This window comes from Paraburkholderia sp. RCC_158 (assembly GCF_041355255.1).
Taxonomy (GTDB): Bacteria; Pseudomonadota; Gammaproteobacteria; order Burkholderiales; family Burkholderiaceae; genus Paraburkholderia; species Paraburkholderia graminis.
In genome coordinates, this window is the sequence record NZ_JBFUPM010000014.1 from 172,810 (window position 1) to 195,655 (window position 22,846).

General features: G+C 60.2%; 20 protein-coding genes. 15 read left to right on the forward strand and 5 right to left on the reverse strand.

Annotated elements, in window-relative coordinates; translation table 11 throughout:
• Positions 1-41: 41 nt before the first annotated feature.
• Complete coding sequence (locus AB6809_RS24830; RefSeq protein WP_371027366.1) at positions 42-806, reverse strand: hypothetical protein; 765 nt, start codon at positions 804-806, stop codon at positions 42-44.
• A 472-nt stretch (positions 807-1,278) separates the two neighbouring features.
• On the opposite strand from AB6809_RS24830, the gene AB6809_RS24835 reads away from it, so the two are divergent.
• The 10 genes from AB6809_RS24835 (at position 1,279) to dhaK (ending at position 10,848) form a co-directional block, all read left to right on the forward strand.
• Complete coding sequence (locus AB6809_RS24835; RefSeq protein ID WP_006047777.1) at positions 1,279-2,100, forward strand: hypothetical protein; 822 nt, start codon at positions 1,279-1,281, stop codon at positions 2,098-2,100.
• A 332-nt stretch (positions 2,101-2,432) separates the two neighbouring features.
• On the forward strand, positions 2,433-3,452 hold the full coding sequence (locus AB6809_RS24840) for a LacI family DNA-binding transcriptional regulator (protein ID WP_029970345.1): 1,020 nt from the start codon (positions 2,433-2,435) through the stop codon (positions 3,450-3,452).
• A 113-nt stretch (positions 3,453-3,565) separates the two neighbouring features.
• Positions 3,566-4,894, forward strand: coding sequence for an ABC transporter substrate-binding protein (locus tag AB6809_RS24845; protein WP_029970344.1), 1,329 nt, complete (start codon positions 3,566-3,568; stop codon positions 4,892-4,894).
• Between the two features lie 71 nt (positions 4,895-4,965).
• On the forward strand, positions 4,966-5,922 hold the full coding sequence (locus tag AB6809_RS24850) for a carbohydrate ABC transporter permease (RefSeq protein ID WP_006047774.1): 957 nt from the start codon (positions 4,966-4,968) through the stop codon (positions 5,920-5,922).
• The gene (locus AB6809_RS24855) at positions 5,919-6,872 is read left to right on the forward strand and encodes a carbohydrate ABC transporter permease (protein WP_006047773.1); all 954 of its coding nucleotides are present in this window, start codon (positions 5,919-5,921) and stop codon (positions 6,870-6,872) included. The genes AB6809_RS24850 and AB6809_RS24855 overlap by 4 nt, the downstream gene beginning before the upstream one ends.
• Positions 6,869-7,063 carry a hypothetical protein gene (locus tag AB6809_RS24860; RefSeq protein ID WP_029970343.1) on the forward strand — a complete coding sequence of 65 codons (195 nt, stop codon included), beginning with the start codon at positions 6,869-6,871 and terminating at the stop codon, positions 7,061-7,063. Before AB6809_RS24855 ends, AB6809_RS24860 begins: the two co-directional genes overlap by 4 nt.
• Positions 7,064-7,066: 3 nt before the next feature.
• Entirely contained in the window at positions 7,067-8,170 is a 1,104-nt protein-coding gene (locus AB6809_RS24865; protein WP_307251920.1) for an ABC transporter ATP-binding protein, read from the forward strand.
• Positions 8,163-9,209, forward strand: a complete 1,047-nt coding sequence (locus tag AB6809_RS24870; protein ID WP_371027368.1) for an ABC transporter ATP-binding protein — start codon at positions 8,163-8,165, stop codon at positions 9,207-9,209. Before AB6809_RS24865 ends, AB6809_RS24870 begins: the two co-directional genes overlap by 8 nt.
• A complete protein-coding gene (gene dhaL, locus AB6809_RS24875) occupies positions 9,206-9,844 on the forward strand; it encodes a dihydroxyacetone kinase subunit DhaL (protein WP_371027369.1) in 639 nt (212 codons plus the stop codon). The genes AB6809_RS24870 and dhaL overlap by 4 nt, the downstream gene beginning before the upstream one ends.
• A gap of 14 nt (positions 9,845-9,858) precedes the next feature.
• Entirely contained in the window at positions 9,859-10,848 is a 990-nt protein-coding gene (dhaK, locus tag AB6809_RS24880; protein ID WP_371027370.1) for a dihydroxyacetone kinase subunit DhaK, read from the forward strand.
• Between the two features lie 51 nt (positions 10,849-10,899).
• Here the strand turns inward: dhaK and AB6809_RS24885 are convergent, their stop codons facing one another.
• The gene (locus AB6809_RS24885) at positions 10,900-11,802 is read right to left on the reverse strand and encodes a LysR family transcriptional regulator (protein ID WP_307251926.1); all 903 of its coding nucleotides are present in this window, start codon (positions 11,800-11,802) and stop codon (positions 10,900-10,902) included.
• 116 nt (positions 11,803-11,918) lie between these two features.
• On the opposite strand from AB6809_RS24885, the gene AB6809_RS24890 reads away from it, so the two are divergent.
• The 5 genes from AB6809_RS24890 (at position 11,919) to AB6809_RS24910 (ending at position 17,263) form a co-directional block, all read left to right on the forward strand.
• Positions 11,919-12,797 carry an alpha/beta fold hydrolase gene (locus tag AB6809_RS24890; RefSeq protein WP_006047766.1) on the forward strand — a complete coding sequence of 293 codons (879 nt, stop codon included), beginning with the start codon at positions 11,919-11,921 and terminating at the stop codon, positions 12,795-12,797.
• 3 nt (positions 12,798-12,800) lie between these two features.
• Positions 12,801-14,219, forward strand: coding sequence for a 3-isopropylmalate dehydratase large subunit (leuC, locus tag AB6809_RS24895; RefSeq protein WP_307251930.1), 1,419 nt, complete (start codon positions 12,801-12,803; stop codon positions 14,217-14,219).
• Positions 14,216-14,830, forward strand: coding sequence for a 3-isopropylmalate dehydratase small subunit (gene leuD, locus AB6809_RS24900; protein ID WP_307251932.1), 615 nt, complete (start codon positions 14,216-14,218; stop codon positions 14,828-14,830). Before leuC ends, leuD begins: the two co-directional genes overlap by 4 nt.
• A gap of 108 nt (positions 14,831-14,938) precedes the next feature.
• A complete protein-coding gene (locus tag AB6809_RS24905; protein WP_371027371.1) occupies positions 14,939-16,276 on the forward strand; it encodes a dicarboxylate/amino acid:cation symporter in 1,338 nt (445 codons plus the stop codon).
• A 576-nt stretch (positions 16,277-16,852) separates the two neighbouring features.
• Positions 16,853-17,263 carry a hypothetical protein gene (locus AB6809_RS24910; protein WP_310074185.1) on the forward strand — a complete coding sequence of 137 codons (411 nt, stop codon included), beginning with the start codon at positions 16,853-16,855 and terminating at the stop codon, positions 17,261-17,263.
• A gap of 950 nt (positions 17,264-18,213) precedes the next feature.
• Here the strand turns inward: AB6809_RS24910 and AB6809_RS24915 are convergent.
• The 3 genes from AB6809_RS24915 to AB6809_RS24925 all read right to left on the reverse strand — a co-directional run.
• Positions 18,214-19,773 carry a phospholipase D family protein gene (locus tag AB6809_RS24915; protein ID WP_371027372.1) on the reverse strand — a complete coding sequence of 520 codons (1,560 nt, stop codon included), beginning with the start codon at positions 19,771-19,773 and terminating at the stop codon, positions 18,214-18,216.
• Positions 19,774-21,028: 1,255 nt separating this feature from the next.
• Complete coding sequence (locus AB6809_RS24920) at positions 21,029-21,685, reverse strand: arylsulfatase (RefSeq protein WP_371027373.1); 657 nt, start codon at positions 21,683-21,685, stop codon at positions 21,029-21,031.
• Between the two features lie 743 nt (positions 21,686-22,428).
• Positions 22,429-22,846: DUF2182 domain-containing protein (locus AB6809_RS24925; protein ID WP_371027374.1), on the reverse strand; the 418-nt coding region annotated here is incomplete at its 5' end.

Sequence of the window (22,846 nt, forward strand, 5' to 3'; positions counted from 1 at the left end):
CCGCATTCCAATGTGAATAAGCAGGCTGTCAGAACCAGCCATTACTTTTCCAGCGACTGGAGAAGCCTCGCCAGGTTCTGCGGTTGCACGCGGATGATCCCGCCGCGCGGACTGTCTATGTCGGCAATCAGCGCGAGTGACAATGAGATCGTCACGGGCAGAATAGTCATGAGCAGTGCAGTACGGCGCTTCCCTTTGGCGCCATAACCCTGAACCGCACATCCGAAAACCGCGATCACGATCATCAGAACCCATGCGCCGAGCGGAATATGATTGATTCTTGCGGCCTCTGAATAGTCCTGCGAATTGAGCACGTCATTCATGCCCGCAACGACGAGCGCCCCGATGGGCGTGGGCTGACTTTTTCCAACGTGGGTTGCCTGCAGCCACAATTTCGACTGTAGCGCTGCGAGTTCACCGTCGAGTTGTTTGCGCTCGGCGTGATCGCGGGTCCGAAACTCGGTCAGCCTCAAGCGGGTGTATTGGATCAATGCCGCCTTCATCTCGTCACGGACGCCAGGCTCCGTCAAATCGGCCCTCGCGAATTCCGTACCGATCGCGTTTGCCTCTGCTTCTTCAAGGACTTTTCGCTGGTCATAGCGGTTCACCGCCATGGAAATACTGAAACCGATCAATAAAGCCAACAACGTGAGCGTGGCGCCCTGGACAGCGCTGAAATCGTCGCGTTCGTCTTCATGCAATGGAGATAGACGGCGCAAGACAAACACCCCGAATGCAACTGCCGCAATGAATAAAACAAAGAGAACCAGAAACAAAATCGCCGGATGATCGACGAATGCTGCCATTGGATATCTCCTATTGAGAAGGCTGTTTAGCACGCACGTTCTTTCGATCTTAGATCACATCGCGGGCTATCGCTAATAAAAGAGCGTGTCGGCGCGCAATACTTTGCGCGAATATGCCGAGCGATTCGGGCAGCGTGTGGCGAGAACCGAAAGAGCTATGAACGGAATTCACATCCGCCACTATTGTCGGCTTCAGGAGCCTGGATCTCATTCGCCTCGTGCTTAACATCGGTGCCGGCTATCCGGTAGTTCACCGTGCGGGAATGCTCCTGGCAAGCAACCTTCAGCACACGGGCGCAAAACTAGTCGCAGAACGCGATGTTCTTTAACGTGAACGTGAACGTGAACGTGAACCGCCATATGCTCTGTCGCACATAACTCATAGTCGGCGCATGACACACTGTAGGCAAAATTGGACGATTCGGAAAAAAACACGACGTATCTATCCTGCGACAACCTTGTGTGAGGAATCATGGAAAGTCCGCCCGATCAAATTCTGGACTCCAGATTGAAGCAGGTGACCGATGAAAGCCTCGACGCATTGAGCCGTGAGATGGACGCGGTCGGCATAAGCGCACTTCACGATGTCCTTTCACCCGTTGAACTTGCAATGGCGAGCGATTATGTCCAGCGCGAACTGGACAAGCATCAGCGCCAGCATTTCATCTATGCCGGCCATCCCTGGCTCGACGCCTCGCCGCTCGCGGCGTTCGGTGATTCGCCCGATCTGCGCCGGATACTCGCCGGACTGTACCGGCGCGGCACCGGGCGAGCCGTGCCCGACATCGATATCGTCTCCGCGCTTCGGGTGCTGTCGGGTGATCTCGGACTCAAGGCATCAAACCTGTTCCACTACGACACCTACGTCGTCACCGCGCTCTTGCCGCTGATCATTCCAAACGGCCCGAACGAGCCGCGCGGCGACCTCGTGATGTATCCGAACCTGCGCAAGATCCGCTCTTCATCGGTGATCAACCTTGTCGAGAAAGCCGTAGTGCAAAACTCGCTGGTGCGCCGGGTACTTGCAGCCGAAAGCGTGCAGCGCGCGCTCGGCGCACGCGTCGTACCGCTCGAGCCAGGCAACATGTATTTTTTCTGGGGAATGCGATCGCTCCACGCGAATCAGGCTTGTCTGCCGCATAGCGTCAGGTCGACGGTCCTGTTTCACTTTGCTAACCCGCATTCAGGCGGCGCACTGGATAAGCTGCGTGAGTGGGCTCATCACAGGAATTCCGCGCCGTCCGACCGTGTCGGACGTCCGGTTCGCGAAGTTCGAAATGGCTCCGGCGATTAAAAGCCTAAAGGCAGGATCAGTTGTGACTCATGACCGAGGGCTTCTCTTTTTCTAAGCACCCACCCAATACCCATACCGCGGTCGACACGACAGTTGGCCGGGGTTCTCCTCGGGCGCTAATAGCCGCCGCACGCCATCGACTCTCCCTGCGATCCCCGATCTGTAGGCCTGCTGCGTCGTCCGTCGCACTTGCTGGCGCTACCCGAGGCCACCGCGTTCACGTCCATCAAACCGATGACGCTTTTTCCGCGGCGAAAAAGCTTGCATTTTTCGTGGGAAAAACTACCTTCAGTAAAACAAAATAATTCTTTCGCTCGCACCGGAGGAGACCCATGCCGGCTACTCGTACGATGATTGCGCGTCGGGCTGGCGTCAGCGTGGCCACGGTCGATCGTGTCCTGCGCGACGATCAGGCTGTGCGTCCGGAAACGGCCGAACGCGTGCATCTTGCACTCGCGAATCTGCGTGATGAGCGGGCGAGCCGTGGCCGGCCGGCAAAGGTCAACTCGTTCCGGGTCGCGTTCGTGCTGCCGCAAGTGAACTCCCGCTTCCTCGATCACGTCGAGCGCGATATTGCGCTGTCGGCCAGCTTCTTTCGCGAGCACCGCATCATCCCCTCGTTTTACCGCTGCGATTTTTCCAGCCAACGCGAAACCGCGGCGTTCGCCGCCGAAGTGATCGACTACGACGCGCTCGTGCTCGCGCCTCTGGACTACCCGTGGGTTGAACGTTTCATCGAAGAGATGAGCGACGCTCAGGTGCCGGTCGTCACCGTGTTCTCCGATTTGCCTGCGAGCCGGCGCGCCGCGTATGTGGGTGTCGACAACCGGATTGCCGGACGTACGGCAGGACTGCTGATGGGGCGCTTCCTTTGCGCGAAGCTCGGCACGGTTGCCGTGCTATCGGGATCGTCGCGTCTGCATGACCAGGTGGAACGCCGCACCGGCTTTTCGCAAGTGCTGGAGGAGGACTTCCGCAACCTGCGCTGGATCGCCGAACCGGACTTCGCCGAAGACGACGATGGTGCCGGCCTCGCGGTACAGGGCCTACGTGCGCGCCATGCGGATCTGGTCGGCGTGTATGTGACGGGTGGCGGCATCTCCGGCATTGCAGCGGCATTGCAGGAGTCCGGCGATAAGGCTCACCTCGTCCTGATTGGCCACGAATGCACTGCGGAGACCCGCACCCAACTCTCGGAACGCGCGATCGACGTGATACTCGGTCAGGACGTGCGCGGCATTGTTCATTGGGCCGGGCTCGCCGCGATCAATTTTCTTAACGACGTTCGGGGAGCGCTTGCCATCCCCACGCCGGAAACTCGGATTTATCTTCGTGAGAATGCGCATGCCTGACGCTCGCGACACGCGGATCGACTTCTGATCTGCCAGAGCCGAAATGCGGTGCCCGGCGCATGGGCGCTGAATGTCATGAGGTTGGAGACGCGAGAAAGACAAGGAGAAGAGACATGGTACGTCTAACGTCAGCGAGGGTAGTGGCGGCAACCCTCATATCGCTGGGGCTCGGCACTGCAACGGGCGCGCAGGCACAGGACAAGCAGTTGACACTCTGCTGGGCGGCATGGGATCCCGCCAATGCACTGGTCGAACTGTCGAAGGATTTCACGACGAAGACCGGCATCAAGATGAAGTTCGAGTTCGTACCGTGGACCAGTTACGCCGACCGCTTTATCAATGAACTCAATTCGCACGGCAAGCTGTGCGATCTCATCATTGGCGACAGTCAGTGGATTGGCGGCGCGGCGGTCAATGGACATTACGTGAAGCTCAACGACTTCTTCACGAAGAACAAGATTTCCATGAACGACTTCGTGCCTGCAACGGTGGTGGGATATTCGGAGTGGCCAAAGAATACGCCGAACTATTGGGCTTTACCTGCGATGGCTGACGCGGTTGGATGGACCTACCGCAAGGACTGGTTTGCGCGCCCGGAACTTCGCGCGGAATTCAAGCAGAAGTACAACCGTGAGCTTGCGCCGCCCACTACGCTCGACGAACTCAAGCAGACTGCGCAATTCTTCCAGGGTCGAAAGATCGACGGCAAGACGGTCTATGGCGTGTATATCTTCACGGAGCGCGGCTCCGAGGGAATCACGATGGGCGCGACCAATGCCTTATACAACTTCGGCTTCGAGTATCAGGATCCCAAGAAGCCCTATCACCTCGACGGCTTCGTGAACTCGCCAGGCGCGGTGAAGGGGCTCGAGTACTACAAGGCGCTCTATAAGTGCTGCACGGCGCCAGGCATGACCAACGCCTACATGCAGGAGGGGCTCGACGCGTTCAAGTCGGGTCAGGTGGCAATGCAGATGAACTGGTTTGCGTTCTTCCCAGGGCTTTACAAAGACCCGAATGTCGGTGGCGAGAAGATCGGCTTCTTCGTGAATCCGCGTGAGACGAAGCAATACACTCAGTTGGGCGGGCAGGGCATCTCGGTCGTCTCGTACTCGGACCATAAAGAAGACGCGCTCGAATATATCAAGTGGTTCGCGCAACCCGACGTGCAGAAGAAATGGTGGCAACTCGGTGGCTATTCGGCAGCTAAATCAGTGGTGGACGCACCGGACTTTCCGAATAGCGCGCCGTTCGCACCCGCGTTCCTGAAGTCGATGGCAATCGTCAAGGACTTCTGGGCAGAGCCGGCTTATGCGGAGCTGTTGCTCGACATGCAAAAGCGTGTGCACGATTACGTCGTGGCCGATAAAGGCACGGCCAAAGATGCGCTGGATCTGCTGGTGAAAGACTGGACCAAGGTCTTCAAGCAAGAAGGAAAGTAGTTTTTAGCTGGGCTTAACTGGACCGGCGGCGGCCGAACGGCCTGTCTCCGGTCCGCTTAAAGGAGCCAGGCATGTTGGCAGATAAGCCTTTTTCTCCCACGAGTCTCGAAGCGGGAGCGTCGACGCGCATAGCGAAGCGGCTAAGCGGACTGTCGGATCGGACCATCGCGTGGCTCTTCATCCTTCCGACCATTCTGCTGCTTCTCGCGATCAACATCTTTCCGTTGATCTGGGCGCTTCGCCTGTCGTTCACCAACTTCAAGTCGAACATGCCGAGCGTGCCGGCGCGTTTTGTCGGCATCGACAATTATGTCGACATCCTGACTGACGAAGATATCTGGTACGCGATGCAGGTGACCGCGCGTTTCGTGTTCTGGTCGGTCGGGCTGGAGGTGCTGCTGGGATTCGGTCTTGCCTTGCTGATCAACCGGCAGTTCCGCGGACATAGCTTCTGGACCACGCTCATCCTGCTGCCGATGATGCTTTCGCCTGCTGTAGTGGGCAACTTCTGGACGTTCCTGCTGCAACCGCAGACGGGGCTTTTCAACGATATCGTCAGCTTCTTCACCGGCATCGCGCCGGCGTCGTTCCAGATGATCGGCGACGTGGCGCTCGCGCCGTGGACCATTGTGATGGTCGATACGTGGATGTGGACGCCGTACGTCATGCTCATCTGCCTCGCGGGCCTGCGCTCGATTCCCGACTATATCTACGAAGCAGCGGAAGTGGACCGAGCGACGCCGTGGCGTCAGTTCTGGTCGATCACGTTGCCTATGACCATGCCGTTCCTGATGCTCGCGGTACTGTTTCGCGGCATCGAAAACTTCAAGATGTTCGATATGGTGAACCTGCTCACATCGGGCGGGCCGGGCTCGGTTACCGAAACGGTATCGATCACGCTCAAGCGCGCCGCGTTCGAAAAGTGGCAGACAGGTTATTCGTCCGCGCTCGCGATCATTCTGTTCGTGACGGTATTCGGTGCGGCGAATATTTATGTGAAGGCACTTAACCGGATCAAACAGCGATGAGACCGACTGCGACACAACATTCCGTGGTGGCGTCGTCTCCGCGCGCCAGGCGCTTCGCGGCTGCGGTTGTCATCACGTATGCGCTGATTGCTACGTTACCGATGGTCTGGATCTTCCTGACGAGCTTCAAGACGCAGGAAGATGCGATAGCGTATCCGCCCGTCGTGCTGTTTCAGCCTTCGATGGAAGGCTATGTGAACCTGCTCACGATCCGGTCGCGGCAGACACCTGAGTTCATTGCGAGCCTGCCGCCTGCGCGAACCTGGTATGAGCGTGAGGTGCGCAAGCGCAACATGGTGATCGCCGGACCTTCGAAGGTTGTGCCGCGCTTCATGAATTCGCTTGTCATTGGATTTGGCTCGACGTTTCTCGCGGTATTTCTCGGCACGCTCGCGGCGTACGCGTTTTCGCGCTTCAAGGTGCCGCTGTCCGACGATCTGCTGTTCTTCATTCTTTCCACACGGATGATGCCGCCCATTGCCGTCGCCATTCCGATCTACCTGATGTATCGCGCGCTGGGTTTGAGCGACAGCTATGTCGGCATGATCGTGCTGTACACGGCGGTGAATGTCTCGCTGGCGGTATGGCTGCTTAAAGGTTTCATGGACGAGATCCCGCGCGAGTATGAAGAAGCCGCGCTAGTGGATGGCTACACGCGTTTGCAGGCCTTTGTAAAGGTGGTGTTGCCGCAAGCGACGACGGGCATTGCCGCTACAGCGATCTTCTGCCTGATCTTTGCATGGAACGAATACGCATTTGCTTCGCTGCTGACAAGCGGCGATGCGCAGACCATGCCGCCATTCATTCCATTCATCATCGGAGAAGGCGGTCAGGACTGGCCGGCCGTTGCGGCTGCAACGACATTATTCGTGCTGCCGATTCTCTTTTTCACCGTCCTGCTGCGCAAGCATCTGTTGCGCGGCATCACCTTCGGAGCCGTGCGCAAATGAAACGCGAAGACATTGCTCTGCATCGCTGGCTGTTACGTCGTAGATACAGCGAGGGTGCATCGACAGTACTGATCGGCTTAGGTGCGGCGATGCTCGTGCAGCCGTTTTCGCTGGCGCTCTTCACCTGGTCGTTTCCGGTGCTTCTGGTGGGCGCGCTCGCGTTCGTCGTCACCAGCCATTTTCCAGACTGAATCATGTCCACGATCGTTCTCGCTCATCTTCAGAAGCGCTTCGACGATTTTGTCGCGGTGCGCGACACCAGCCTGACCATCGGCGCCGGACGCTTCGTCGTGCTGCTCGGACCGTCAGGCTGCGGCAAGACCACAACGCTGCGGATGATTGCGGGGCTCGAGTTGCCGACTTCCGGACAGATCCTGATCGACGGTGAGGATGTCACTGCGTTGCGCGCCCGGCAACGCGATATTGCTTTCGTGTTCCAGATGTTTGCGCTGTATCCACACATGACGGTGCGCAATAACATCGCGTTTCCGCTGAAGAACGAACACGTGTCACGCAGCGAGATTGCCGCGCGGGTCGATGCAGCGGCGCATATGCTGCGCATCGAGAACATTCTCGATCGTAAGACCGGCGGCCTGTCCGGTGGCGACCGGCAACGCGTGGCGCTCGGCCGCGCTATCGTGCGGCAACCGAAAGCATTCCTGATGGACGAACCGCTCGGCACGCTTGACGCGGACTTTCGTGAACTGATGTGCCTGGAATTACGCAAACTGCACAACGCGCTCGCTGCCACCACGGTCTACGTCACACACGATCAGAGTGAGGCGATGGCCATGGCGGACGATATCGTCGTGATGAATCAGGGCGAAGTGTTGCAGGCGGGCTCGCCCCATGAGATTTATCACTTTCCCGCGACCGTGTTCGTCGGCAACTTCATCGGCAGTCCGCCCATGAATTTCCTGCCCGTCGACGACGCGGTGACGGCAGGTCAGGAGCAGGTGAGTCTGCATGGCGCGCGGGTTTCCGTGCCGCGTTGCGATGCCGCTGCCGCGCGCGCATTGCTGGGGATCAGACCGGAGCACGTCGTGATCGACGAGCACGGGCCGCTGCGCGGTCGGGTGATCGCCGACGAATACCTCGGCTCGCATCAGGTATTGGCGGTTGAAACGGCGCTCGGCGTCGTGCGCGTGCGCGTCAGCAAAGACGATGGCGTTGCCGCGGGCACGAGCGTCGGCCTGTCGTTTCGGAAAGAACGCACGCTGCTTTATGACGCCACTACTGAGCGCCTGCTGCCGGGCGCTGCTTCCACGCTTTCTGTCAACGGAGTCGGTCATGGCTGAAGTCCAGCTACGCAATGTATCGAAGCGCTTCGGCAACATCGTTGCGGTGGACGACCTGTCGATCGACGTCAAAGACGGCGAATTCGTGGTGCTGCTCGGACCGAGCGGCGCGGGCAAAACCACTACGCTGCGCCTGATCGCAGGACTGGAAGGCCCCGGTGCCGGCGACGTGCTGATCGACGGTGCGGTCGCCACCGGCGTGCATCCTTCCGATCGCGATGTCGCGTTTATCTTTCAGCAATACTCGTTGTATCCGCATCTGAGTGTGTTTGGCAATCTCGCGTTTCCACTGCGTTCGCCCCGTCGTCGCAGCAGCGAGGAACAGGTCCGCGCGCGGGTGCATGCGGTCGCGCAGATGCTGCACATGGAGGCGAAGCTCGACAACATGGCAACGCGTTTGTCGGGCGGCGAAATGCAGCGCGTTGCGATCGGGCGTGCGCTCGTGCGCGAGCCGAAAGTGTTTCTGATGGACGAGCCGCTGTCATCGCTCGATGCAAAACTGCGTGAGGAATTGCGTATCGAGCTCAAGCGCCTGCATCGTAAGATTGGCGCGACGATTCTCTATGTCACGCATGATCAGGTGGAAGCCACCACACTGGCCGACCGCATCGGCATTCTTGAACACGGCCGTCTGGTGCAACTCGGCACACCGCGCGAGGTCTACGGCAATCCGGTTTCATTGAGCGCGGCGCAGCGGCTCGGCTCGCCGCCGATCAACCTGTTGCCGCCAACGCTGTTCGATTCGGCAGTGGTGCCGACCGGTACGGCAACCGTGGCGATTCGTCCTGAAGACGTGCTGCTGCACGAGGGCAACGCGCGCGATGCACCCGGCGCCCATCATCGACGCGACGCACTCGACCTGAAGGTGCTCGAGTATTCACCGCTGCGTCATCTGTTGATTCTGGAGCATGCAGGAACCGCGGTTGTGGCGACCACGATGGTCGAACGCAATTTCAGCCCGGGGCAGTCCGTGGGCGTGTCGCTGCCCGCACGCAGCCTCTTATATTTCCGTGCAGACGGCAGGAGGATCCCGACATGAACGGCAAAACGGTCATGGAGTGTATCGACGCCGCGTATGCCGCGCTCAAGGAACACACCGACGAAATAGCCGTACTCGACCAGCAGATCGGCGATGGCGATCACATCTTCAATCTGCTGCGCGGCATGGAGGCGTTGCTTGCCTTGCGTGCGGACATCGAAGGGAAAACGTTTGGGGCCGCGTTGGAACTCGCGGCGAACAAGGTGCTGTCGACGGTCGGCGGATCATCTGGGCCGCTGTTCTTTTCGTTGCTGCACGGGATGGCGAAAGCATCGGCGAACAATCCACCGGATGTTGCGGGCACTGCGCTCATGTTCGCGGCGGGCGTCGAAGCGGTCGCACAGCGGGGTAAGACGGGCGTAGGCAGCAAGACGATGATGGACGTGCTGATTCCCGTTGCCGAGCGCTTTAAAGAGCTTGCGGCCGTCGAATCACCTACGTTGAGAATAGCGGTGCTGGATGAATTGCCGCAGGTGGCCGAGCAGAACATGCTCGCCACCCGCGATATGCTCGCGACCAAAGGGCGGGCATCGTTTCTGGGCGAGCGCTCGCGCGGTCATATCGATCCCGGTGCGCGTTCCAGTCAGATCATGATTACAGCCGTATGCGCGCATCTGGCGCGCAACCCGGTGTGAAAGGAGGCCAAGCCATGAAAAAATTCATCAACCACGTCGACGATTTCCTCGCCGAGAGTCTGGCGGGATTTGCATCCGCGCATAACGATCTCGTCGTACTCAACAACGAGCCTGTGTACGTGCGTCGCAAGACGCTCAAACCAGGCAAAGTGGCGTTGATATCGGGTGGCGGTTCGGGGCATGAGCCGTTGCACTCCGGTTTTGTGGGCTATGGAATGCTCGACGCAGCCTGCCCCGGCCAGGTCTTCACATCCCCTACGCCGGATCAGATGATGGCCGCTGCCGACGCTGTCGATACCGGTGCGGGCGTGCTATTCATCGTGAAGAATTATTCTGGTGACCTGATGAATTTCGAAATGGCGTCGGAGATGTCGGAGATCCCGAACGCGATGGTGCTGATCAACGATGATGTGGCAGTCGAAAACTCCAGTTACACCACCGGGCGGCGTGGTGTGGCTGGCGCAGTGATCGTTGAGAAGCTGGTGGGCAGCATGGCCGAAAGCGGCGCCGACCTTGAGCAGTGCAAGGCGTTCGGTGACCGGATCAACAAGCGCACCGCTTCGATGGGTGTTGCGTTCAGCAGTTGCACCGTGCCGGCCGCGGGAACGCTGACGTTCAAGATCGGCGATGACGAAATCGAAGTGGGCGTGGGCATTCACGGCGAGCCGGGCCGGCGCCGCGCAAAGTTCGCAGGCGCCGATGCGATTGCGGGAGAGCTGCTCAAAGCGATCGTCGATGACCTCGCGCCTCAACCCGGAGCCGAATTGCTGGTGCTCATCAACGGCCTCGGCGGAACACCGCTTGGCGAGCTTTACCTGCTCTTTAACTCGACGCGTGCATGGCTTGAGCAACGCGACCTGAAGGTTGGCCGGGCCCAGGTGGGTGCGCTGACGACTTCGCTCGAGATGGCGGGCGCGTCGATTACGCTATGTATGCTGGACGACGAAATGACACGCCACTGGGACAGCCCGGTTCATGCGCCGTCGTTGCGTTGGGGGATGTAGGGCGCGCTGAGTGCGAGAATGGTTTCGGTGCGGCTTTCCTTCTCGACGTAGCTACATCAAGCCGCCCGGCCTGCGCAGAAACTCGCCGAGAAAGTCGACAAAGGCCCTGAGCCTGACCGAGAGCTGATTGCGCTCCAGATAGATTGCGTGAATATTGGCGTCCGGTAACGCCCAGTCGTCCAGCAGCGTCACGAGTTCGCCGCGCGCCAGATGCCGTTCCACTTCCCACTGCGAACGCACGACAATCCCGCGGCCTTCGAGCGCCCAATGCAGGACGACGCCGCCGTCGTTGCTGGATAGGGCGCCGTCGACCTTGACCGTTTCCGAGCGTTTGCCGCGCGAAAAATGCCACGTGCCGTAGGCCGATTCGTTCTCGCGCAAGACGATGCAGGCGTGCCGCGTCAGATCGTGCGGCACGGACGGTCGGCCATGCCGCGCCACATAGCCGGGCGATGCGCACACCATGCGCCGGTTTTCGAGCAGGAGCCGCGCGTTGATGCGCGCATCCGGCACTTCGCCGAAGCGAATGCCGAGATCGAAACCTTCGTCCTGAAGACTCATCGGACGGTCCGTCAGATGCAGCAGGATTTTTATCGCGGGATAACGCGTGACGAATTCCGACACCGCCGGCGCGATGCGGGCCCGCCCAAATCCAAACGAAGCGTTCACGCGCAGCAGGCCGGTAGGCTCGCCCCGGCTCTGCATGACGAGATGCTCCAGTTCCGACAACTCGTCCAGAATGCGCGACCCGTTCGACAGATAAAGCTCGCCTTCGGGCGTGAGGCTCAGCCTCCGCGTCGTGCGATTCATCAGCCGCACGCCGAGGCGCCGTTCCAGTTGCGCCAGCCGTTTGCTGACCGCGGGTGGCGTCACGCCCAACTCGCGCGCGGCCGCCGCCAGATTGCGATGCCGCGCCACGAGCGCAAACAGATTCAGTTCCGAAAAGCTATCCATCCCCAGCTCCGTTTGGTTCGGGCGATTCGTTCCTGTGAGTTACTGCCGGAATGCTTTCTAGGAAACCCAATCGCATGAGTCATCAATTAGACTCGGATTGCGATCAGGAGACAACCATGTTCGAAGGCTTCAGCGACGCATCGGCAACCGTCGATCGCGTGCGCATTCATGCAATTCAGGGCGGGCGCGGTCCCGCGCTTTTGCTATTGCACGGGCATCCGCAAACGCACGCGATCTGGCATAAAGTCGCGCCCGCGCTGGCGGAGCGTTTCACGGTGGTCGCGGCGGATCTGCGCGGTTACGGCGACAGCGGCAAGCCGCCCGGCGACCCGGCTCACGCCAACTATGCGAAGCGGCGCATGGCGCTCGATCAGGTCGAGCTGATGCGCGGTCTCGGCCACGAGAGCTTCGCGGTGATCGGTCACGATCGCGGCGGCCGGGTGGCGGCGCGCATGGCGCTCGATCATCCGCAAGTCGTGACGCGCCTGGTGACGCTCGATGTCGCGCCCACACTCGCCATGTACGAACAGACCTCGTTCGAGTTCGCGCGCGCCTACTGGCACTGGTTCATGCTGGTGCGCCCCGCGCCGTTTCCTGAGACGCTGATCCGCGCCAACCCCGATCTCTATCTGAAGCAGACCATCGGCGCGCGCAGCGCCGGCCTCGCGCCGTTCACGCCGGCGGCTTACGCGGAATATCTGCGCTGCCTATCCGATCCGGCGACGGCGCACGGCATCTGCGAAGACTATCGCGCGAGCGTGACGATCGACCTTGAACACGATCGCGCGACCCTCGCGTCGCAGCAGCGGATTGACTGCCCATTCATGGCGTTGTGGGGCGCGCAGGGTGTGATCGAGCAATGCTTCGATCCGCTTGCCGAGTGGCGGGCGTACGCGCCGGACGTGCAGGGCGAGGCCCTGCCTTGCGGCCACTACATTCCCGAAGAAGCGCCACAGCGGCTGCTCGAGCGCGTGCTGCCTTTTCTCAGCGAGTAAGTTATGTCAGACCAGACCCTCTACCGAAAGCTCGTCGATTCGCACACCGTAGCGCGTATCGACGAACACAACGTGCTGCTATACGCCGATCTGCATCTGATGAACGAGTACACCAGCCCGCAAGCGTTCAGCGGGCTCGATGCCCGCGGCCGCGCGGTGCGCCGTCCGCGCCAGCAACTCGCGGTCGTGAGCCACATCATTCCGACGCATGCGGAGTCGCCGCGCGTGATTCGCGATGCGGCGTCGCTGTTGCAGGCGCAGAACCTGGCGCGTAACTGCAAACGCGCCGGCATACGCCTTCTCGCCGCCGACGATCCGTTGCAAGGCATCGAACATATCGTCGCGCCGGAGCTCGGATTGATTCGTCCCGGCATGGTCGTGCTGTGCGGCGACAGCCATACCACGACATACGGCGCACTCGGTGCGCTCGGCTTCGGCATCGGCACGTCGGAAGTCGAGCACGTTCTGGCGACGCAGACGCTCGTGTACCGGCTCGCAGAGACCATGCGCATCACCATCGACGGCGCGCTTGCCTATGGCACGTCGTCGAAGGATCTCGTTATCTGGATCATCAGCAGGATCGGCGCACAGGGCGCGCGCGGCTACGCGGTGGAATTTGCCGGTTCGACGATCGCATCGCTGTCGGCCGAGGCGCGCATGACCTTGTGCAACATGACCGTCGAAGCCGGTGCGCGGGCCGCGCTAATCGCACCGGACGCGATCACGTTCGACTACGTGCGGGCCCACACGCCGTCGCTCGACGAGGCGGCATGGCAAGCCGCGCTCGCGGACTGGCGCGGCCTGCATTCCGACGCCGACGCGCGTTTCGACGCCGAGCATCGCTTCGACGCGGGCGACATTGCGCCGTTCGTCACCTGGGGCACGAGCCCCGATCAGGCCGTCGCCATCGATCAGCCGATTCCCGCCGAGGCCGCGCAAGCGACGCCCGAGGCCGCCGCATCGCTGCGCCGCGCGCTGGACTACATGGGACTTGCCGCCGGGCGGCCGATTGCCGGCACGCGCGTCGACCGCGTGTTCATCGGCTCGTGTACCAACGGACGCATCGAAGATTTGCGCATCGTGGCCGGCATCGTGCGCGGCAAGCAGGTTGCGCCCGGCGTGCGCGCGATGGTCGTGCCGGGGTCGGGCAGCGTGCGGCGGGCCGCCGAACAGGAAGGCATCGCGCGGACACTGATCGATGCGGGCTTCGAGTGGCGCGAGCCGGGCTGCTCGATGTGCCTCGCGATGAACGACGACGTGCTCGACGCCGGAGAGCGCTGCGCATCCACCACCAACCGCAATTTCGAAGGCCGTCAGGGACGCGGCGGCCGCACGCATCTGATGAGCCCGGCGATGGCAGCGGCCGCCGCGCTGACCGGCTGCATCACCGATGTCCGCACGCTGGAGGCGCACACATCATGACCCGACTCACGACCATTCGCGGCAGCGCCGCGCCGCTGCCCATCGACAACCTCGACACCGACCAGATCATGCCGAAGCAGTTCCTGCGCATCATCGACAAAGCGGGTCTCGCCGACGGTCTGCTGTACGACCTGCGCTTCGACGAGCGCGGCGCGCCGCGCGACGACTGCGTGCTGAACCAGCGCGCGTATGCGAACGCGACCGTGCTGATCGGCGGTGCGAACTTCGGCTGCGGATCGAGCCGCGAGCATGCGGTGTGGGGCTTGCAGCAATACGGTTTTCAGGCGGTGATTGCGCCGAGCTTCGCGGAAATCTTCTATTCGAACGCGATGAACAACCGCCTCTTGCTCGTGCAACTGGAGCGCGACGCGATCGATGCCCTGACGCGCGAGGTAAGCGAAACGCCTGGCACTCTGTTGTCGATCGATCTTGAACGGCAAACGGTGACATCAGGCTCGGGCCACCGGTTCGATTATGCGATCGGCGCGCGCCACAAGCGCATGGTGATCGAAGGCATGGATACCGTCGATCTGACGCTCGACTCGCTCGCCGCGATCGAAGCCTTCGAACAGCGGCATTTCGCCAGGCATCCCTGGGCGCAGGTGATGTAAGCACCCATCCGCCGCGCGACGCGGCGGCTTTCCTTGTTTCAACCCCGCCAATTCCCTCCGATCGAAGAAGGGAAGGGCGTCCCTTTGCCTCGAAAACGGAGGAGACACATGAAACGCAAGCCGATCTACCAGATTCTCTATGTTCAGGTGCTCGCGGCCATCGCCGCCGGCGTGCTGCTCGGACATTTCGCACCGCAAACGACGGTCGCGCTCAAGCCGCTCGGCGATCTGTTCATCAAGCTCGTGCGCATGATCATCGGCCCGGTGATCTTTTGCACAGTCGTAACCGGCATCGCGGGCATGCAGGACATGAGGAAGGTCGGACGCGTCGGCGGCAAGGCGTTGCTCTATTTCGAAGCCGCATCCACGGTCGCGCTGGCGATCGGCTTGCTTGCCGCGCACGTGCTCGCGCCCGGCGCGGGCTTCAATGTCGATCCGTCCACGCTCGACGCGCGCGCGGTGTCGGGCTATGCGGCGCAGGCGGCGCATGGCGAGGGCATCACCGGATTTATCGCGCATGTGATCCCGGAGACGTTTCTTGGCGCGCTGGTTCAGGGCGATATCCTTCCCGTGCTGCTGATCGCGATGCTGTTCGGCACCGCGCTCGCGCTGATGGGTGCGCCCGCCGCGCCGGTCACGCAACTGGTCGAGACACTTTCGAAAGCGTTCTTCCGCATTGTGCGAATGGTTACCAGTCTTGCGCCGATCGGCGCCTTCGGCGCGATGGCCTTCACGATCGGCCGATACGGCATCGTCTCGTTGGTGCCGATGCTCAAGCTCATCGGCGCTTTTTATCTCACCGCATTTCTGTTCGTGGCGGTCGGGCTCGGCATCGTCGCGCGCTTGTGCGGCTTTAGTCTGTGGCGCTTTCTCGCCTACATCCGCGACGAATTGCTGATCGTGCTCGGCACCTCGACGTCCGAAGCGGCCTTGCCGCAGTTGATGGACAAGCTCGAACGGCTGGGCTGCCCGCGCGGCGTCGTCGGGCTCGTCGTGCCGACCGGTTACTCGTTCAACCTCGACGGCACCAACATCTACATGACGCTCGCCGTGCTGTTCCTCGCGCAGGCGACCAATACGCACTTGTCCTTCGCGCAGGAAATCACCTTGCTCCTCGTCACCATGTTGACCTCGAAGGGATCGACCGGCGTAACGGGCGCGGGTTTCATCACGCTCGCCGCGAGCCTGTCGGTCGTGCCGACGGTTCCCGTGAGCGCGATGGTGCTGATCCTCGGCATCGACCGCTTCATGTCCGAATGCCGGGCTTTGACCAATATCGTCGGCAATGGGGTGGCGGCGATCGTGGTGTCGGCGTGGGAAGGCGGACTCGATCGAAAGAAGCTCGAGACGGCGTTAGGCGGTGGAGAGCGGGTGGAAGGCGGTTCGCGGTCGTCGGTGGTCAGAACGACGGCCGCTTTGGATCGCAAACCTGTTATCGACAAATGAGTTGATGTGGTGAGCGCTTCGGGGCGATCACGACGGCATGGTTAAGCTTCGATTTTCCATGGAAGGCGCCGGCTTCGCAGCAACAATAGATTTTTGCTCTTACCGAGACGCAAGAGTTCGGCCGTGCCTTATACGAGTTCCCTCGTTCATCCACAGATGAAGTGGTGTCTGAGAACGGCTCCAGTGCCGCGAATTCATACAGTCGGCTGGTTCTCCGCGCGTTTGCTTTTGACAGCGTTGAGCATTCGGCGCTTGAGGTCGAGTGTCAAAGAATCGGTACACGTCTTGTTAGCGCACGATCTCGCTTCGCAGTTGAGCTCGAGCCAGCAACGCTCAATTGGCTAGGCCTTGGACTCGCGAGTGGGGCGTCGCGGGTCAGCGAACTCTCGTTTGTGTTTGACTCCGACGAGAGATAGGCGGTCGTGGCCGCGAACGGTAACAGACGGCCAGAACCGGATGCTCGACATGTCAGGCGAGATTGCTGACAATTCGGCCAAGACTGAGGGAGAATCAATGCACTGCGTGTGAGCGTCACTCGGCGCGTTGCACCGGGCTCCTTCAAGATGGAGATCAAGAGTGTCTTTGCATAACGTCGCGTCGCTTCCATTCACCTTACTGAATCGCGGTCAGCTTGGTGCCGCAGGCGTGCTTTTCTTCTTCTACGCGGTCATCCTCGCCGGCATGGCGAAAGCAATATTCGAAATTGCCAACTTTGCGGGAGTGAAGGCGCGAACCGGAAGCGCCACGGTCATAGCAAAGCGGATTGTGCCCGCTCATTGGGAGTGGGAAACTCGTGGACGCTATTTGACACGTGCCTATGTGAAGGAATTCGAGATACTGGATTTAATTATCGAGGGCCGAAAGATGACATATCGACCCATTCCGTGGATTATGGAGCGAACTACAGCAAACTCGACGGAGCCAGTTCAGTTCAAGGCTGCCCGGTTCAATAGCAAAATATACATCACAAAATTCAAGTACCTTTAAATAGAGTAGAACAGCCCATCATGATGGCTGTGCCCACCTACGGGTCTATGTCAAGGATCGACGCGTCTCCGAACGGCCGCTCAGGGGTCGACAAGGGAAATTCGCGGCGAGGCGGAGCGGGTCACTGGCCGGTTCATGCCGAACTTCCTGGTTCGGCCACAATCAGTCATTAGAGATCGGGCTTAGGATCGTCGACGATTTGCCGACTGAGTGCCGCAGCACTCCTGATCGGCGAACCCAAGGTTGAATGGCCGGCATGGTATGCGTCATGAAAGCATGACTACTGCTCTCTCCAGTCGCCGGAGTAAAGGTCATAGACCACCATGTGCTGTAGCGCCTCTCGAATCTTGTCTTCTCCAACGGCGTCAAACAAGCGAGTCGGGAGTAGGTCCATGACCACTGTCACACGGACAGATGCTTTCGTACTTTGCCTTTGTTTTTCGGGCGGCGTGACGTTTCACGTAGAGGCGGACCACGAACCCTCGTGGCCAGAAGCATTTGACTTCATTGGTCGAAATCACTACTGGCGCCATGAGCTAAGCGGCTGACTCGCCGTGTCGAACGTCCGCTCCGAAAAAATACCAGCGGCGCTTGTGGGTCGGTTTGGTTCGTCCGCCGTTGACCCGAATCTGGTGCAGGCGACGAACGCGTACAGTCGGCCAAGAACGGTCCTCCGCACTTTGTTGCTGAACGTCTGTTGACGAGCGACGAACCGCCATTTTGCAAAGCGACGACGACCGATGATTCAACAGTCGGGCCATACGCCCGACGGTGATTTTCATTTAAGCGATCAGGGCCTGGTGTCACCAGAGCAAACAGTGAGATTGTTTTTTTATGATCGACTCGTATGCGATAGAGGACTTTATCGTATATAGGACGACGAGTTCGCGTCCGTCGCTCATCGACCAGCAACCGGCTCCATGGCGTTCGACTTCCAGCCAGAACAGAATTCATAGCTGCGACTCGATCGGCAGAATGCCGAGAAACCAGATGCCTGCGCGGCGCAGCGCCGATACTTCCGGCTCGGAATCTAATACCGTGACGGTGCCGTCCTCGGCCGTATCGTTCCAGACGATATGGCTCGCGCCGGTCACGTCGGTGCGTAGTTCGAGCCGCCACGCTCCGCGGGTGAGGCTCGACTCCACGTGGTCGGTCACCTGCCGGGCGGCACGCTCGCTTTCGCAGTAGATACCTATCTCGGTGTTTAACTCGACCGAACGCGGGTCGAAATTCATCGAGCCGATGAAGACACTTTTGCGGTCGAACACATAGGTTTTCGCGTGCAATGACGCTTTTGACGAGCCCAACACTGACTTGTTCTTGTCGACAGTGCCGCTGGTTGTCGCAACGGGTTTCAGTTCGTACAGTTGCACGCCTGCTTCCAGCAATGGTTTCCGGTAACGCTGATAGCCTGCATGCACCGCGGCGACATCCGTTGCCGCCAGCGAGTTCGTCAGCACCGTCACGTGCACGCCGTGTTGCGTCAGGCCGCTCAACCATGCCACGCCGCGCTTTCCGGGCACGAAATACGGCGAGACGATCAGCAAGTGCTGGGTCGGCTCCAGCTTCAACGCCCTGAACTGCGAGATCAGATGTCCCTCAGCGTCGCTGGGCGTGCGCGTGATTTTAGACGGGTCGTCATAGAGCAGCGTCGCCTTGCCCCATGAAAACTCGGCATCGCGTGACTGGATCACCTGCGTCAGCCGCGTTTTCGCCTGCCGCACATACGCACCGTTTTCGTTGGAGGCAAGCCAGGCATCCAGCTTCGCGCGGCCAGCCGCTAGCGCCGATGGATCGGCCTGACGGCCGAGGAGGTTCTCGATCGGATACGACGCGTCCGAATTCCAGTACTCGTCGAACGCCGTCGAAACATTCCGTACGATGGGCCCGTGCACCAGCACGTCGAGATCGCCAAACGCGACGGTGCTCGACGCGCCGAAGTATTCGTCGCCGATGTTGCGCCCGCCGAGAATTGCGCCCTGGTTGTCGGCGATCAACGCCTTGTTATGCATACGCCGGTTGACGCGAGCAAACTCCGTGGCCGTGCCGAGCGTCTTGAACCGGCGGTTTGCGACAGGATTGAAGAGCCGGATCTCAATGTTCGGATGCGAACTGAGCACCAGCAGCATCTGGTCGTCCGCATTCGTGCCCAGATCGTCGAGCAGGACGCGCACGCGCACACCGCGGTCTGCCGCTCTCAGCAAGGCCGCGGCGAGTTCACGGCCGGTCAGGTCGGCGTGCCAGATGTAATACTGCAGATCGAGCGAGCGGTCAGCATATTCCATCAACACAACGCGCGCGACGAGCGCGTCGACAGAGTCGGGCAGCAGGTGAAACGCGCTTTCTCCCGGATGCTGCTGGTCTCGCGGTGTGAACGCTGCGCCGAGGCGCGTGGCCTGCGTATCGGTGAGCGCGTGGGTGGGCACGCGGCCGGCTTGCGGTGGAAGGCTTGCGCACGAAGTCAGCAGGACGACGACGATCGCCGCAACAAGACTTCGGAGGTTCATCATGCCGCTCTCCGCAGATTCGAAGATGGACCAGACAAGCGAGCGACGCCAGCGGTTTCAAGTCGCGCGCTGTGACGCGCCACTGACTGGGGCGATACATTGCACCGTGCTCGCGGCCCCGGACGACCTTGGCAACGCTGCCAGCCGCCTGACGACCATCGACAGATCGGCTGGCCTCAAACGCACGGCATCCAAGCCGCCGCGGCGCAGATCGTCGTAGTCACCGCAGGATCAAAAGGCCGTATAGGCGTGAATGGGGGCGACGCCGTGGTCCCCGATTCACGCGAGCCCTTCCCGACCGCGAGACACGGTATCGAGTGCTGCTTCGAGCGGAACCGCTTGCATTTGTCGTGCATCGTGGGCGGACGAAGGTTGACATGCAGGTACACCCGGATCGTGATCGTCTGACGACGATCTTACGCGAAGGCGACAAGGCGCGCGCTCCCGGATTTTCCCGGGAGTAATCTACCCGGCGTAGCCGGGGCAGACCCGAGCAGCAGTTTGTTACTGGCCCGCCAACATCATGAATGTTTTGGTCAGCTTCATTGTTCTTTCCAAGTCGGCTACGACAGATCGTTGAAGGACCGCGGTCCACGATGCGGGCTGTTCGCGCAGCATTCCAGTTGCGCTAGTCCTAATTGCTCACAGATGAATGGACATGCACCGAGTTGAATGCGCCCCATCCCAATATAATCTGTTCCAGTTTTACCTAGACGCAATAGGACCATGGTCCGATTAGTGAAAAGCTCCCGCTGCCGATAGAGCGCTTCGGCTACTGCAGCTGCTCGAGAAATGCCAAGAGCAATTTGTTGCCCCGCCGCTCAGCACCCGGTTGTGCGACCTAACACGGTTGCCATGCAGGACAACTTCAGGTTCAGCACTACTCAGTCGCTGACTGCGGCAATGCGCCAGGAAAGACGCTTCTTCGCGCCACCCTCCGGGCGCCCTCTGGGCTAGAAGCGAACGGTTTCCTCCAGCGTTCCCAGGCACCAGCCCATCAGGGACAGGCGGGCGTGGCCAGAAGCATTTGACTTCATTGGTCGAAATCGCTACTGGCACCATGAGCTAAACGGCTGACTCGCCGTGTCGAACGTCCGCTCCGAAAAAAATACCAGCGGCGCTTGTGGGTCGGTTTGGTTCGTCCGCCGTTGACGCGAATCTGGTGCAGGCGACGAACGCGTACAGTCGGCCACTTTGAGACATTCAAAGGTGCGGCGAGGATCGTCAACAATCCAACAATCGGCACCACCGTCGGATGTCAGAAGCCGAGCGAAGGGTCACCGCCTCGCTGCATCACGGCGCGCAACGCAGCCTGGGGACTATGAAGCGGCTGCCTTCCTCTGCGCGCGAGGTTCACCGCCGGGGCCATCCAGGGATGAGCGTATGCAACAAGAGTTGCGCCTTCTTCATATGCTTGATCCGCTGATGCCGCGATAGCAGCGAAGCATTCGTCGACGTCGCCATTCTGGAACAGCGTCCACACACGTTCAACGTGGATGACATCCACTGACGTAACAGAGTGGCTAGCATACCGCGCGAAAAGGCGTCTCGTAGGCTCGACGGAAGCCTCAACCGCACACAGCACGGCGGTCTTTCCACCAATCTTGCCTGCCGCCGCGGCTAACGCGACATCTGCTCTCACAATCGGAACGGACGTGCTTTCAATTCCTTCCACAGCCGGTCCAAGCGTCGCACAAGTCAGGATGACGGCATCTGCGTCCGACGCAAGAGCCAGAAGACAACGTTTCGTCTCCTGCTTCACGCTGGCTGGGAATGCACCCGCTTGTTGAACAGCCTCACGAAGATCCGACCGGACTTCATGGCGGAGGTTATCGGTCCGCAAACCAAGATCTATTGCCGCGTCCTCGAATATGCGTTTGTTGTCATTGATCGTATGCAAAAACGAGATGCGCATTGCCAGTTCCCTCGTTGAATTGAACGCGTCTGTTTCGTCGCTTCCCTGACCCGGCTCGAGCCCGTTGACTCACAAGCATTGTTTCAACGTCACGGCCAACCAACAAGGCAACACATCCTACTGGTATGTCTGATGCCTGCTTCGACATTTGTCACTAGCATATTCAGATACCGTGAGTATCAATGGCCACCGCTTGCGGTGACGTCGCCAGTCCGTTCCGGCTTGTTCATGCTTTCGCACGAAACGCGGGCCTCGCAGACGCGGTCCTCTCGGACCTGGACGCAGTGCGGCCACGAGCCGCCATTGGTCGTTGGGCACTAGCCGGCCAGAACTGGACGTTCGACGCCAACGCCTGGATCGTGGACAATTTCCGGCCACAACCCGTCATTCGCCATCGCATTCGGCCGGCCGCTGGAACGTCCGGTGCGCCCCAGACAGCTGCCGTTTGCAAAAGTGAATCATAGCGCTGTCACGTTGCGCCTGATTCCGTTAGGTTTTCATCGAACGAGAGTTCTCGGCTTCAAGCTTCGTCGAACCGGAGCTATACAATTCTGCGGACGTCCCCAGACTGGGCTCTTGCAGGGACGCGTAACACCGACTGGGAGAGGTCCGATTTATATAGAGCGCCCAGCCACGCCCGATCGTCTGCCTATTTAATGAGGCCATGTATTACGGGACCCACCCCTATTAACAGATCCAGCTGTTCGGTCATTTAAATAAGCGTGTGAGAAGAGAAAAGCCGATCACACCAGCAGGGTGACGCCTGCCCAGGCGATCAGCACAACGCCCAGCACGCGGCCGACAAGCTCACCGCCGGGCAGGATTTTTTCCACGAAAACGATTAGCGATAGCGCGGCGATCCAGATGAGATTCATGATGCCGCCAACGAGCAACAACGCCATCAAAAGCCAACAGCAGCCCAGGCAGTAAATGCCATGACGCATCCCGAGCACGAAGCTGCCTGCGACGCCAGGACGCCAGTGAGCGGTGAGGAAATTCACTGGTGAACGGCACTGCATCAGGCAGGCGCGCTTGAGTGGCGAGAACTGATAGACGCCTGCCGCAGCCAGAACGATCGCGGAGGGGGACGCGCTCTTAGACCACAACATCATTTCCGAAATGAGGCCGGTCGGTTGTAGCACCTTCTGCAGCGATGCCGCG